Source organism: Pseudonocardia yunnanensis (assembly GCF_039534065.1).
Lineage (GTDB): Bacteria > Actinomycetota > Actinomycetes > Mycobacteriales > Pseudonocardiaceae > Pseudonocardia > Pseudonocardia yunnanensis.
The window spans coordinates 1-13,695 of sequence record NZ_BAAAUS010000016.1; the positions used below are offsets into that span (position 1 = coordinate 1).

Below are 13,695 nucleotides of genomic sequence, written 5' to 3' on the forward strand. Positions count from 1 at the left end.
ATGCTCACCACGCTGTGGCGCCAGACCGCCACCGGGCTGCGGGTGCTGATCGCGTTCACCATTCTCTGCGGGATCATCTACCCGCTGGTGGTGTACGGGGTCGGACGAATTCCCGGACTCTCCGCCAACGCGGAGGGCTCGATCATCTACTCCGCCGACGGCACGCCTGTCGGGTCGTCGCTCATCGGGATCGACCCGGTCCCGGCCGACCCGACCGCCGACCCGTACTTCCACACCCGGCCGGCAGCCTCGGCCGAGGATGTGCTTGGCCCGGCCGACACCACCACTTCCGGTGGCTCCAACAAGGGTGGGTTCGACCAGGACCTGCTCGACACGATCAACCAGCGACGTGAACTGATCGCGCAGCGCGAGGGCGTGAACCCGGCGCTCGTGCCTGCGGACGCGGTGACCGCTTCCGGCTCGGGCCTCGACCCGCACATCAGCCCCGAGTACGCCGAGCTGCAGGCCGCCCGCGTGGCCCAGGTGACCGGGTTGTCGCAGGACGAGGTCCGTGACCTCGTCGCGAACGCGAGCACCGGGCGGATCCTCGGCTTCCTCGGTGAGCCGACGGTCAACGTCACCGAGCTGAACCTCGCGGTGCAGGAGGCGGCCCGCTGAGTGATCCCTCCGTGCGCGGAGACCGCAGCGGCGGTCTCCGCGCACGCTGCGTGTACCGGCGAGGACGGCGGATATGACAACACGACGCGGTGACCTGCGGATCTACCTCGGTGCGGCACCCGGGGTCGGCAAGACGTACGCGATGCTCGGTGAGGCACGCCGACGCCTCGAACGGGGCACCGACGTGGTCGTCGGGCTCGTGGAGACCCACGGCCGGACGAAGACGGCCGAGTTGCTCGCCGGCCTGGACGTCGTGCCACGCCGGCCGGTGGGGGGTCACCCCGGCCTCGACGAGCTCGACCTCGACGGCGTGCTGGCACGCGCGCCCGAGGTCGTCCTGGTCGACGAGCTGGCCCACACCAACGCCCCGGGGTCGCGCCACGCCAAGCGCTGGCAGGACGTCGAGGAGCTCCTCGAGGCCGGGATCGACGTCCTGACGACGGTCAACATCCAGCATCTCGAGTCGCTCAACGATGTCGTGGAGCGGATCACCGGCATCCGTCCACGAGAGACGGTGCCCGACGAGGAGGTGCGCCGGGCCGATCAGCTCGAGCTGGTCGACATCACGCCGGAGGCCCTGCGCAGGCGGATGGCGCACGGCAACGTCTACCCGGCGGAGAAGGTGGACGCGGCGCTCGCCAACTTCTTCCAGCCGAGCAACCTGACCGCGTTGCGGGAGCTGGCCCTGCTCTGGGTGGCCGACGAGGTCGACGTGGCCCTGCAGCGCTACCGCCGTGACAAGGCGGTGACCGAGACCTGGGAGACCAGGGAGCGGGTGGTCGTCGCGCTCACGGGCGACAAGGAGAGCGAAACGGTCCTCCGCCGGGCAGCCCGCATCGCGAAGCGCTCCGGCGCGGCCGACCTGCTCGCCGTGCACGTGTTGCGCGGCGACGGGCTCGCCGGACCTCCGGCCGGGGCCGTACCCCGGTTGCGCGGGCTCGCCGACGACGTCGGGGCGAGCTTCCACACGGTCGTGGGCGGGGAGGACGTGCCGACCGCACTGCTGGACTTCGCCCGCGGTGCCAACGCCACCCAGCTGGTACTGGGCACGTCGCGGCGCTCACGGATCGCCCGCATGTTCGACGAGGGAATCGGCTCGCGGGTCATCCAGGATTCCGGCTCGATCGACGTCCACATGGTCACCCACGCCGGGGCGGGGCGCGGCGTGCACCTGCCGGCGTTCCACACCGTCCTGTCGCCGACCCGATTGACGGCAGGCTGGGTGCTCGCGCTCCTGCTCCCGAGCACCGCAACCGTCGCAGGCGTGGTGCTGCAGGGAGTCCTCGGGATGCCGAGCGACGTCGTGATGTTCTTCCTGGCGACGGTCCTGGTGGCGATGGTCGGCGGACTCGGCCCGGCCCTTCTGGCGGCCGTACTGGGCGGGATCATGCTGAACTTCTTCCTCACCCCGCCGCTGTACTCGCTCACCATCGGTGAGACCGAGAACCTGGTCACCGTGCTGGCGATGATGGTGGTCGGCGCGCTCGTGGCGATCGTCGTCGACCGGGCGGCCCGGCGCGCACAGCAGGCGGCGCGGGCGCGTGCCGAGGGGGCGCTTCTCGCGTCGTTCGCCCGCACCGTACTGACCCGGACCGAACCGCTGCCACGTCTGCTGGAGAAGGTGCGTGAGGCGTTCGGTCTGCACTCGGTGGCGATCCTGGAGTGCACCGGGCCCGACGACTGGCGGTGTGTCACGTCGTCGGGCCGCAACGGGTGCATGACGCCGGAGGAGGCGGACGTCGACGTGGAGGTCGAGGAGAACCTGCACCTCGTCGGTAGCGGGCGCTCCCTCGCGGCCGCGGACCGCAGGCTGCTGGAGGTGGTCGGCAGCCAGGCGCTCCTCGCTCTACGGAGCCAGCGCGCATCGGCGGACGCCGAGGAGTCACGCAGCCGCGCCGAGGCGACGGAGCCCCACAGCGCGCTGCTCTCGGCCGTCGGACACGACCTGCGCAGCCCGCTGACCTCGATCAAGGCGGCGACGGGCAGCCTGCTCGACCCGCATCTCGAGCTACCTCGCGCCGATCAGCGCGACCTGATGACCACCATCGACGAGTCGGCCGACCGGCTCACCGGGCTCGTCGACAACCTGCTCGACTCCTCCCGTCTCGCCTCCGGTGCCGTCACGCCACTGCTCACCGCCGTCGGCTACTACGAGGCCGCGAGCCGGGCCCTCGTCGGGCTGAAGGGAATGGGCCGGGTGAAGGTCGACATCGACGAGACACTGCCCGATGTCCTCGCCGATCCCGGGCTGCTCGACCGCGTGGTCGCGAACGTCGTGGACAACGCGCTGCGCTACGCAGGCGATGCACCGATCGTGCTCCGGGCGAGTGCGCACGCCCGCCGGGTCGAACTGCGTATCGCCGACTCCGGGCCCGGGGTGCCGAAGAAGTCGAGGGACGCGCTGTTCGCGCCGTTCAAGCGGCTGGGCGGCGCCTGGCCGAGCGACCGCGACGGCGCCACCGGTGTGGGGCTCGGGCTGTCGGTGGCCCGCGGGCTCACGACGATCATGGGAGGCACGCTGACTGCGGAGGACACGCCCGGCGGCGGCCTGACGGTGGTCGTCTCGCTGCCCGAGTACGAGGGTGGGGACCGGTGCCCGTGACCGCGCGCAGAATCCTGGTGGTCGACGACGACCTCCAGATCCTCCGCGCGCTGCGGATCAACCTCACAGCGCACGGCTACCACGTGATCGTCGCCCCCGACGGCAGGTCCGCGCTGCGGGCCGCGGCCGATGCCCATCCCGACGTCGTCGTGCTCGACCTGGGCCTGCCCGACATGGACGGAACCGAGGTGATCGAGGGCCTGCGCGGCTGGACCAGGATGCCGATCATCGTGCTGACGGCACGGCACGCCTCCGCCGCAATGGTGAAAGCGCTCGACGCGGGCGCCGACGACTACGTCACCAAACCGTTCGGGATGGCAGAACTGCTGGCCAGGCTCCGTGCAGCGGTACGCCGGTCGGCCGTGTGGAGCGCCGACAGCGGCGCCGCCTCCGAGCCCGTGGTCGAGACCGCCGCCTTCACGGTGGACCTCGCGGCCAAGAAGGTCATCCGTGCCGACGGCGCAAACGTGCGGCTGACCCCGACCGAGTGGGGCATCCTGGAACTGCTGGTGCGCCACCGCGGCAAGCTCGTAGGGCAGCGGGAGCTTCTGCGGACGGTCTGGGGCCCCAGTCACAGCACCGAGACCAACTACCTGCGGGTCTACATGGCCCAACTGCGCCGGAAGCTGGAACCGGATTCCGCGCATCCCCGCTATCTGATCACCGAGGCCGGAATGGGTTACCGCTTCGAGCCCGAACGCTGAGGAGAGTTTCCTGCGAGGGTGCGGCCGAGGAACCCGCGGATGTATCCGGCCACGGTGTCGAGGGCGCTCTCGAGCAGGAAGTGACCTCCTTGGACGAGATGGACCTCGGCGTCGGGAAGGTCGCGGCTGAAGGCCGTTGCGCCGTCGGGACCGAAGATCTCGTCGCCTGCGCCCCAGACCGCCAAAGTGGGCACCTGGCTCGTGCGGAAGTACTCCTGGACGGCGGGGTAGAGGGGCGGGTTGGTGGCGTAGTCGCGGAAGAGGTCGAGCTGGATCCGGTCGTTGCCGGGGCGGAGCAGTCCGGAGTGGTCGAGGAGCCAGGTGTCGGGGTCGACCAGGTCGGGCTCGGGCACCCCGTTCACGTACTGCCAGCGGATGGCGTCGAGCTCGAACGCACCGCGGAGTGGCCGTTCGGTGTCGGGGCCGGGGGCCTGCGCGTAGGCCCAGATCGGTGTCCAGAAGTCGGGGACGAAGCCTTCGTCGTAGGCGTTCCCGCTCTGGCTGATGATGGCCTCCACTCTGGAGGGTTGGCGCAGTGCGAGGCGCCAGCCGATGGGCGCGCCGTAGTCCTGCACGTACATGGTGAATCGGTCGACGCCGAGTTGGTCGAGCAGGCCCTCGGTGATGTCGGTGAGTGCGTCGAACGTGTAGGTGAACTCGTCGGCCGGGGGTGTGGCCGAGTGCCCGAAGCCGAGATGGTCGGGTGCGATGAGGTGGTAGCGGTCGGCGAGCGCGGGAATGAGGTTGCGGAACATGCGTGAGCTGGTGGGAAAGCCGTGCAGGAGCAGGACCACTGGTGCGTCGGCGTGGCCGGCCTCGCGGTAGAAGACCTCGTGGCCGTTCACGGTGGTGGTGCGGTGATGCACGTCGATCATGGCTGGTGCCTCCCTTGACGTGATGGCTGCGTCGCGGGCGGCGATGTGACGGTCGATGTCGATGTGGCTGCCCGGCGCGCCGGGCGGTGAATGCGGGCGTCCGAATCGCGCGGGCCCGGTGCGACGACGCCATCCGCGCCCCCGCGTCACGGTAGGCGCGGGCGCGGATGAACGCCACGCCGAGTGGCCCGTGATGGATCAGGGGGCACTCGTCATGCCTCGACCCATTCGAGCAGATCGCCGGGCTGGCATTCGAGTACCCGGCACATGGCTTCCAGCGTGCTGAAGCGAACGGCCTTGGCGCGGCCGTTCTTCAGAACCGCCACGTTTGCGGGCGTCAGTCCGACACGCTCGGCGAATTCACCGACGCTCATCTTGCGTTTGGCCAGTTCGACGTCGATGCGCACCACGATCGGCATCAGATGACCGCTTCCATGTCGGTGCGCAGTGTGGTGGCTTGCCGTAGCAGCGCACGCATCACCACCATCAGGAGTCCGATCACAGTGATACCGATCAACATCAACAACAGCACCATCGGAAGTCCGGGGTCGTCCGCGTGGAAACCGACGTAGAGGAAAACGCCCAGGAGCACCACCCACGCGGCAACGATGGCCCACACAATTGCATCCACCCACACCAATGACGCCTTGGTGAAGATGCGGTCGTTCTTGACCATGGTGAGCAACTTCCAGGTGGACACGATCACCACCTGGACGCACAGCACCCAGAACACCGCTATGGCGGTCAGTGGCCACCTCAGGTACGCATCGCGCGGGGATTCCTGCGCCATGTGTGCGATACCTCCGGGCAGCGAGAGGGTCTGGAAGACGAGCAGGATCCCGAACAGCAGCACGAGAAAGACCCGGAGTGGGGTTACCACTCGGTGCTCTGCGATCATGCATCGAGTATCGCTGGTGATCTATCGACTGTCAATCGGTACCTATCGATGTACGGCGCTCGGGCGGGTTGGCCTCGCGACACTAGGTGAAGGACAGGGCGAGCTGGGCCGGTCGGCGGTCGCGACCCTCCAGGTCGAGGAGGGCCCGCTTGACCCCGAGGCCGCCTGCGTAGCCGGTGAGCCTGCCGTCGGCGCCGATGACACGGTGGCAGGCCACCAGGATCGGCACGGGGTTTCGGGCCATGGCGACGCCGACACGGCGAGGCCCGTCCCCGGTGAGGCCGACGGCCGCGGCCAGGGCGCCGTAGGTGGTGGTCTCACCGTGCTCGACGCCATGGGCGAGGGCCTCGAGCACAGCGCGTCGCTCGGGGTCGAGCCTGCTCAGATCGATCGGCACGGTGAAGCGGGTGCGCGTCCCGGCGAAGTACTCGTCGAGTTGGCGCCGTGCCTGGTCGAGCCACTGCCACGCTCCCGCGGGCCCCGCCTCACGCACAGAAGGCGCGTCAGTGGCCGTCGCACGAAACCGCACGCGGGTGATCCCGGCGTCCGACGCGGACAGGGAGAGCCGGCCGATCGGAGTGTCGTGGACGACCGTCGGGTGCGTTGCTGGGGTGGACATGATCGTCTCCTTCCGGAGCTAGGGAATGCTCCCGGCTTCGAGATGCAGAACCCCGAAGCGCCGCAGCGGTTGCAGGCGTGTCGATGCGGGCCCGATGGTGTCCCGAGTGGTCCGGGACGGCCCGGCCGAGATGCGGCCGCAACTTCTCGGGCGTCGCTGCAACCGGTGCCGTGAGGCGGTGTTCTGTAAGACATGGTCGAAGACAACGACGGCGGGACGGCCTCGGCCGGTTCTCCCGACGACGACCCGGTCGAAGACCAGCTGTCCCGCGACCTGGTCGCCGATCTCGACGCCGGGTTCGCCGAACTCGTGCGCGTGCACGGTGACCTCGTGTTCTCTGTCGCGCACAACCTGACACACGGGGCTGCCGACGCGGAGGACCTCGCCGCCGACACCCTGCTACGGGCGTACCGGGCTCTGCAGGGCTACAGCGCCCAGCGGATCCGCGACCTGTCCGTACGCCCGTGGCTGATGACCATCCTGAGGAACGCCGCGCGCAACCGCGCTCGCGACGCTGCCCGCCGACCCGCTCCGCCGCCGATGTCGCAGCCGCGTGACGAGTCGGATTCTGCTGCTGGGCCCGCTGAGCAGGCAGAGCGGTCGGAGACCCGGCGCGAACTGGGTTGTGCGTTGGCCGAGCTGCCCGAGGTGCAGCGCACAGCGGTTGTTCTCCGCCATGTCGTCGGGCTGCCGACCGGGGAGGTCGCGCAGGTGCTGGGCTGCAAGGACGGGACGGCCAAATCGCACATCTCACGAGGACTACAGCGACTCCGAACACTGCTCACCGAGACCGTGACCGTTCCGGGCCCGCCCCGCGGCACCGACGTGCTGCCCAGGGTGGTGCCCGCGACCGTCAACCGCACGGCACAGCCGATGCTCGCATCGGGGGAGAGACGTCGATGACCACCAACGACTCGCGATTCGTCAGCGACCGACAGATCATCAGCGCGCTCGGATCGCTGGCTGCGTCCGCGCCCGTGACGCTGCCCGAGAGGGTCTTCGCCCGCTGGGCAAGCGCACCGAGCAGACTCGGCGAGGTATTCGTCGCGTTCACGGGCGCAGGCGTGCAGTTCGTGCGCTCGTCGGAGTCGGTGCACGGTGACGTCGAGGAGTTCGCACAGGAGTATCGGGCGCGCTTCGCCCGGCCGCTCCAGCAGGCCGGCACGGTGCCCGCCGGCGTACTGCCGGCGCTGCGCGGCCGCCCGGCGCGCAACCTGCGCCTCGACCTGGCCGGACTGACGGCGTTCGAGCAGGCCGTGCTCAACGCGACCCGCCGTATCCCGGCGGGACAGACGCGCCCCTACAACTGGGTGGCTCGTGAGGCCGGCAGCCCGAGGGCCGTCCGGGCCGTGGGAACCGTCCTGGCCCGCAACCCGGTGCCGCTGCTCGTGCCGTGCCACCGCGTCGTGCGCGCCGATGGCGCGATCGGGCAGTACACCTTCGGGCCCGTGCACAAGGAGGAACTGCTACGCGGTGAGGCAGTCAACCTCGATGAGATCCGGTCCCTCGCCCGCCATGGCGTCCACTACCTGGCCAGCGACACCACGGGAATCGTCTGCTTCCCGAGCTGCCGCGACGCCCGCCGGATCACCCCGGCCCACCGGCAGGGCTTCAACACCCTCGCCGGTGCTGTGGCGGCCGGCTACCGGCCGTGCCGCACGTGCCGGCCCGGGGTGGAGGAGCTCGGTGCCTGAGCGCAGGTCAGGCATGGGAGAGCGCGCAGGAGAAACGCAGCGTCAGTGTCGGTCCGCCACGAAGGAGCGGATCTCCCTGTCCCACACCGCCGCGATCTTGCGGTAGCCGTTCCTGTTCGGATGCAAGCCGTCGAACAGGTCACCGGGTCCGAGCAGCGTGGACGTGTCGACGAAGGTCATCGGCTCGCCTCGTCTCGCGTGCCGGGCCACCACTGCGGCGGCCAGCCGCTGGTACTCGGCACGGGCCTGGGGATGGTCGTGCAGCGGCGCCCACACACCGGCCACGATCACCGCCGTGTTCGACACGCCATGAATGGTGTCCAGCAGCCTGTCCAGACGCGCGGCCGTGACCCGAGCGCTCACACCGCTGTTCAGGTCGTTGGTGGCGACCTGCAGGAGCACCACGTCCGGGCGCTGGGCCTTCATCCAACCGGCGACCACTGGCTGCATCTGCACCAGCGTCCATCCAGGATGACCCTCGTGGTGGCGGTCGGGCACCGACGAAGGACCCGTCTGCTGCGAACCCACCATCACGAACGCGATCCCGTCGCGGGCAAGGAGCGACTCGAGCGGGCCACGGAATCCGGCCGTGCCGGGACTGCCCACGCCCACCGTGCTGGAGTTGCCCAGAGCCATGATCCGCAACGGATGGGCGGCGACGCCGACCGTCGTGGCCGCGCCCACCACCGCATCGCTCCCGGCAGCGTCGTGCGTCGCCATGCCGAACATGACGGCGAGCCCCACTGCAGCGGCCACCGCGGCGGCGAGGACCGGCAGCGCACGACGGCCTGCTCCGGGCTCTCGCGGATGGCCTCCTCTTCGCATGTCGCACCCATCAGTTCGAACACGTGCCACGGAAGTCGTCAGGGTCGATCATGCCGTTTCCGGCGGCGGATGGTGCTCACACCACCAGCTGCTCGGAGATGTTCGCCGGTTGCATGGAACCGGTAACCAGACGTTGGGGCATGCTCTCCTCGAAGTCGACGGTTCGGCAGGCCGGAGGCGGTGACGTCATCTCCGGCGTTCGCAGGATGATTGACGGTGTCGCCGGGACAACCGAGCTGTGCGGCCTGGTACGGCGTGGTGCCCAGGCAGAAAGGAGTCGCTCGTGCTGTTCCGCCAGCTGGAGTATTTCGTGGCGGTGGCGAGGGAGAGGCACTTCGCGCGGGCGGCGGAAGCCTGCTACGTGTCGCAGCCCGCGCTCTCGGCGGCCATCGCCAAGCTCGAGCGGGAGCTGAACGTCACGCTGATCAACCGCGGGCACAACTACGAGGGCCTCACCCCGGAGGGCGAACGGCTCGTCGTGTGGGCCAAACGGATCCTCGCCGAGCAGGATGCGTTCAAGGCCGAGGTGGCCGCCGTTCAGTCGGGCATCACCGGGACGTTGCGGCTGGGGACGGAGCCCACGGCGTCGACGACTCTGGCGCTTCCCGTGGCCGCGTTCTGTGCGGCGCACCCGCTGGCCAAGGTGCAGGTCAGCTCCCGGTTGGCGACGTCGGACCTGCACCGCCAGCTGCGCGAGTACGAGTTGGACGCCGCGATCGCCCACTTCGCCCCCGACGACCGGGAGAGCTTGCAGGTGGTGCCGCTGTACGAGGAGAGGTATGTGGTGTTGGTGTCGGCCGACCAGCTGGTCCCCCCGACCGACACCATGACGTGGGCCGACGCGGCCCAGTTGCCGCTCGCGTTGCTGACGCCCGACATGAGGAACCGCCAGGTCATCGACAGCGCGTTCACCGACAGCGGGGTCGAGGTGACCCCGCAGGTGGAGACCGACTCGGTCGCTTCCCTCTATGCGCACGTGGGCGCCGGCGGGTGGGCGAGCATCGTGCCGCACACGTGGTTGCGTGCGATGCCGGTGATCGGCAGGACGAGAGCCGTCCGGCTGGTCGACCCGGTCGTCCGAGCACAGGTCTCGGTGGCGATTCACGCAGCTACCCCTGGTTCGGTTGCGGCCCGGGCGTTCGTGAAGGCGGCGACGGGCTTGTCGCTGGCCGAGTTGTTCGACCAGCCGCTGCCGAACGAGCACCGCGTCATCTGAGACGGGGGCCCGCGGTCTCACCGTGCGTACCGGGCCTCCACCGCGCGCCGGTCGAGCCCACCCTCGGCGGTACGAGGTAGGGCGTCGACGACGTCGAAGCGGTCGGGCACCTCGGCGGAGGACAGCCGGTGACGGCAGTACTGCAGGATCTGCTCGGGCCCGATGCCCTCACCTTCACACACGACCACGGCGGCGCCCACCCGTTGCCCCACGGTTGCGTCGGGGATGGCGAACACGGCCGCCTCGGTGACACCGGGACACCCGGCGAGGATGTCCTCGACGTGCTCCGGCGAGATCGTCTCGCCCCCGCGGTTGATGAGGCTGTTGATGCGCCCGGTGAGGACCAGGTAGCCGTCCTCGTCCAGTGAGCCCAGGTCGCCGGTGCGGAACCACCCGTCGGGAAAGCTGTGCGCCGTGCCGGCCGGGTCGGCCAGGTAGCCGCGGGCCACGGTGGGGCCGTGCACCCAGACCTCGCCCTGCGCGCCGGCAGGGCAGGTGTTCCCGTTCTGGTCCACGACACGAAGGTCCACTCCGGTCGGCCGGCCGGCCGACCCGTGCTTCAGCGGCCCCTCGTGCGGCAACGGCTCGCTGGTCGCCAGGTGTGTGGACTCGGTCATCGCGTAGGCGGACAGCAGCGGCGCACCGAGTGTGCGCTCGAGCGCCCGCTGGGTGGCCGCGTTGAGGGGTGCACCGCAACTGCGCACGAACTTCAGGGGTACGACCTGCGGTCCCGGGTACTCGTGCGCCGACCTGTCGAGAAGGATCTCGTGGATGGTCGGGACCGCGGTGAACCAGGTGGCGGCCACGGCCCGCATCTCCTCCCAGAACGTGGGCGCCGAGAACCGTCCTTGCTCGGGTAGCAACACGCATCCCCCACTGGCCAGGGAGGCCAGGAGGGCAGCGACCAGTCCATGGCTATGGAAGAACGGCATCACCGCGACCGTCGCGTCATCCGGCCCGAGCCCATAGGTGGCACAGATGCTCTGCACGGAGGCGGCGATGTTGGCGTGCGTCAGCGGAACCATCTTGGCCTGGTTGCTGGTTCCCGCGGTGAACAGGACGAGGGCGTCGTCGGCCGAGAGCCCGTGGCCCCCGCCCCGGACCTGCCGCACCACACGTGCGCCGGTGTCGAGCACGGCCGTTGCCGTGCCGGCAGGGGAGATGCGCAGTCCCAGAGTCCATGTCGGGACGTCGGCCGGGGCGATCGGCCCGGGGTCGGCCGGTGGTGGACCGAGGAGCACCGCCTGTGCCCCCACCGCCTCGAGCCGGGCGGACATCTGTGACGCGGGCAGGGTGGGGTCCACGGGAGCGACCACCAGCCCGGCCCGTGCCGATGCCAGGAGCGCGACGACGAACTCGGCCGTGTTGGCGCAGACGAGCCCGATCGCGTCTCCGCGGTGCAGTCCGGTGTCGCCGAGTCGGGCGGCGACGTCATCGACCACCGTGGCGAGGGCGTGGTAGGACAGCTGGATGCGGTCCCCGGTAACGACGAGGGCCCGGGCACGAGGACGATGACGCACGTGACGGTCGAGCAGATCGGTGAGGCCGGTGACCGCCGGTGTTCGGTATCGGTTCGCGTCGCGCACCGATGCCGTCGGAACGGCCATGACCAGCACCTCCTCACGCCAGGTCCGCGAAAGCTGTCACCGGCGAGCCTGCGTGGGCACGGAGCGCCCGTCCAATACGCACCGGCGACCGGCCGATAGCGAGCGTCTATCAACGGAGCCGTACCCCCGCGGGACCAGCGACGATCATGAATCGATAGATGTTGTTTATCAGCTGGTCGGCTATGAGTCTTGGACGCGGGGACGCGCGCTGCGGAAAGTGATCCGCAGCATCGGAACAGGCCTAACTACCCAAGGAGGACCTCGGACAATGACCGCCCCTTCAGAGCTGGAGACCGCGGTGAACCCCGACGTTCCGGCCGAGCCCACCGACGGGTATCACCTGGTGGTCGACGCGCTCAAGCTCAACGACGTGCGGACCATCTACGGAGTGGTCGGCATCCCGATCACCGACCTGGCCCGTCTCGCCCAGGCCGAGGGCATCCGCTACGTCGGCTTCCGGCACGAGAGCAACGCAGGACACGCTGCGGCGATCGCCGGGTACCTCACCAAGAAACCAGGCGTATGCCTGACGGTGTCCGCACCGGGCTTCCTCAACGGGCTCGTCGCGCTCGCGAACGCCACCACCAACTGCTTCCCGATGGTCCAGATCTCCGGCTCGAGCGAGCGTCACGTCGTCGACCTGAAGCAGGGCGACTACGAGGAGATGGACCAGCTCGCCGCTGCGCAGCAGTTCTGTAAGGCCGCGTACCGGGTGAGCCGCGTGGAGGACATCGGCCGAGGCATCGCCCGCGCGCTGCGCACCGCGATCTCCGGTCGTCCCGGCGGTGTCTACCTCGACATCCCGGCCGCCGTGCTCGGCTCCATCATCGACGCCGAGAAGGGCGCCAAGACGCTGAGCCGTCTCGTCGACCCCGCGCCGCGCCAGCTGCCCGCGCCCGACGCGGTGGACCGTGCGATCGAGGTCCTCGCGGGTGCCGAGCGTCCCCTGGTGATTCTCGGCAAGGGCGCCGCCTACTCGCAGGCGGACGACCAGATCCGCGAGTTCATCGAGTCCACCGGCATTCCCTACGTGCCGATGTCCATGGCGAAGGGTCTGCTGCCCGACGACCACCCGCAGTCGGCGGCCACCGCCCGGTCGCTGGCGCTGAAGAAGGCCGACGTCGTCATGCTCGTCGGTGCCCGGCTGAACTGGCTGCTCAACCACGGCCAGGCCCCGCAGTGGAACCCCGACGCCAAGTTCGTCCAGGTGGACATCGAGGCGACGGAGATGGACAGCAACCAGCCCATCGCCGCCCCGCTCGTCGGGGACATCGAGTCGGTGTTCGAGGCGCTCGCCGAGCGGACCAAGCCCGGCCAGATCTCGGCCCCCACCGCCTGGCGTGAGGAGCTGGCGGCGCGCTCGGCCCAGAACGTCGCCAAGATGGCGGAGCGCCTCAAGGCCGACAAGCACCCGATGCAGTTCATGGGTGCCCTGAAGGCCATTCGGGACGTCGTGCACGAGCGCCCGGAGACCTACATCGTCAACGAGGGCGCCAACGCCCTGGACCTCGCCCGCAACGTGATCGACATGCACGTGCCGCGCCACCGCCTCGACAGCGGCACGTGGGGCGTCATGGGCATCGGCATGGGCTACGCGATCGCCGCCGCCGTCGAGACCGGCGACCCCGTCGTGGCTGTGGAGGGCGACAGCGCGTTCGGGTTCAGCGGCATGGAGCTGGAGACGATCTGCCGCTACAAGCTGCCCGTCGTCACGGTGATCATGAACAACGGTGGTGTCTACCGTGGCGATGACGTCAACCCCCTGGGCGACGGCCCGGCGCCGACGACCCTGATGTCCGAGGCGCGTCACGACCTGATGATCGAGGCGTTCGGTGGCAAGGGATACCGCGCCACCACGCCTGCCGAGGTCACCGCGGCCCTCACCGAGGCGCTGGCCTCGGGCGGCCCGGCGCTCATCGACTGCGTGATCGACCCCTCGGCGGGCACGGAGAGCGGCAACATCGGGCACCTCAACCCGAAGGGCATCGGCAACTTCACCGGATCGAAGAAGTAAGCGGCACCATCCCGGGCCGCTCG

The 13,695-nt window shown here is 69.8% G+C and carries 13 protein-coding genes; 7 read left to right on the forward strand and 6 right to left on the reverse strand.

Annotation, left to right across the window (positions count from 1 at the left end; genetic code table 11):
- From kdpC to ABD743_RS16040, 3 genes are all read left to right on the forward strand, one after another.
- The coding region (gene kdpC, locus ABD743_RS16030) for a K(+)-transporting ATPase subunit C (RefSeq protein WP_344722873.1) at positions 1-618 on the forward strand (618 nt) is incomplete at its 5' end.
- 73 nt (positions 619-691) lie between these two features.
- A complete protein-coding gene (locus ABD743_RS16035; RefSeq protein WP_344722874.1) occupies positions 692-3,220 on the forward strand; it encodes a DUF4118 domain-containing protein in 2,529 nt (842 codons plus the stop codon).
- A complete protein-coding gene (locus tag ABD743_RS16040) occupies positions 3,217-3,924 on the forward strand; it encodes a response regulator (protein WP_344722875.1) in 708 nt (235 codons plus the stop codon). The genes ABD743_RS16035 and ABD743_RS16040 overlap by 4 nt, the downstream gene beginning before the upstream one ends.
- On the opposite strand, the gene ABD743_RS16045 is transcribed toward ABD743_RS16040, so the two are convergent.
- From ABD743_RS16045 to ABD743_RS16060, 4 genes are all read right to left on the reverse strand, one after another.
- Positions 3,900-4,799: an alpha/beta fold hydrolase gene (locus tag ABD743_RS16045; protein WP_344722876.1), complete on the reverse strand. Its 900-nt coding sequence runs from the start codon at positions 4,797-4,799 to the stop codon at positions 3,900-3,902. The genes ABD743_RS16040 and ABD743_RS16045 overlap by 25 nt on opposite strands.
- 212 nt (positions 4,800-5,011) lie before the next feature.
- Positions 5,012-5,218 (reverse strand): helix-turn-helix domain-containing protein, encoded by a 207-nt coding sequence (locus tag ABD743_RS16050; RefSeq protein ID WP_241034089.1) that lies wholly within the window; start codon positions 5,216-5,218, stop codon positions 5,012-5,014.
- Positions 5,218-5,697: a DUF2975 domain-containing protein gene (locus tag ABD743_RS16055; RefSeq protein WP_344722877.1), complete on the reverse strand. Its 480-nt coding sequence runs from the start codon at positions 5,695-5,697 to the stop codon at positions 5,218-5,220. The genes ABD743_RS16050 and ABD743_RS16055 overlap by 1 nt, the downstream gene beginning before the upstream one ends.
- Before the next feature lie 82 nt (positions 5,698-5,779).
- Positions 5,780-6,316: a methylated-DNA--[protein]-cysteine S-methyltransferase gene (locus ABD743_RS16060; RefSeq protein ID WP_344722878.1), complete on the reverse strand. Its 537-nt coding sequence runs from the start codon at positions 6,314-6,316 to the stop codon at positions 5,780-5,782.
- A gap of 192 nt (positions 6,317-6,508) precedes the next feature.
- Here ABD743_RS16060 and ABD743_RS16065 point away from each other — a divergent pair, with 192 nt between their 5' ends.
- Both ABD743_RS16065 and ABD743_RS16070 read left to right on the forward strand, forming a co-directional pair.
- Entirely contained in the window at positions 6,509-7,219 is a 711-nt protein-coding gene (locus ABD743_RS16065; RefSeq protein ID WP_344722879.1) for an RNA polymerase sigma factor, read from the forward strand.
- Entirely contained in the window at positions 7,216-8,010 is a 795-nt protein-coding gene (locus ABD743_RS16070; protein ID WP_344722881.1) for a methylated-DNA--[protein]-cysteine S-methyltransferase, read from the forward strand. The genes ABD743_RS16065 and ABD743_RS16070 overlap by 4 nt, the downstream gene beginning before the upstream one ends.
- A 42-nt stretch (positions 8,011-8,052) precedes the next feature.
- Here ABD743_RS16070 and ABD743_RS16075 read toward each other — a convergent pair whose 3' ends face one another.
- Positions 8,053-8,835, reverse strand: coding sequence for a GDSL-type esterase/lipase family protein (locus ABD743_RS16075; RefSeq protein ID WP_344722882.1), 783 nt, complete (start codon positions 8,833-8,835; stop codon positions 8,053-8,055).
- Between the two features lie 283 nt (positions 8,836-9,118).
- Between ABD743_RS16075 and ABD743_RS16080 the strand changes: the two genes are divergently transcribed.
- A complete protein-coding gene (locus ABD743_RS16080; protein ID WP_344722883.1) occupies positions 9,119-10,051 on the forward strand; it encodes a LysR family transcriptional regulator in 933 nt (310 codons plus the stop codon).
- A gap of 17 nt (positions 10,052-10,068) precedes the next feature.
- On the opposite strand, the gene ABD743_RS16085 is transcribed toward ABD743_RS16080, so the two are convergent.
- The gene (locus tag ABD743_RS16085; protein WP_344722884.1) at positions 10,069-11,658 is read right to left on the reverse strand and encodes a FadD7 family fatty acid--CoA ligase; all 1,590 of its coding nucleotides are present in this window, start codon (positions 11,656-11,658) and stop codon (positions 10,069-10,071) included.
- A gap of 268 nt (positions 11,659-11,926) precedes the next feature.
- Here ABD743_RS16085 and oxc point away from each other — a divergent pair, with 268 nt between their 5' ends.
- Positions 11,927-13,672, forward strand: a complete 1,746-nt coding sequence (gene oxc / locus ABD743_RS16090) for an oxalyl-CoA decarboxylase (protein ID WP_344722885.1) — start codon at positions 11,927-11,929, stop codon at positions 13,670-13,672.
- Positions 13,673-13,695: the final 23 nt, after the last annotated feature.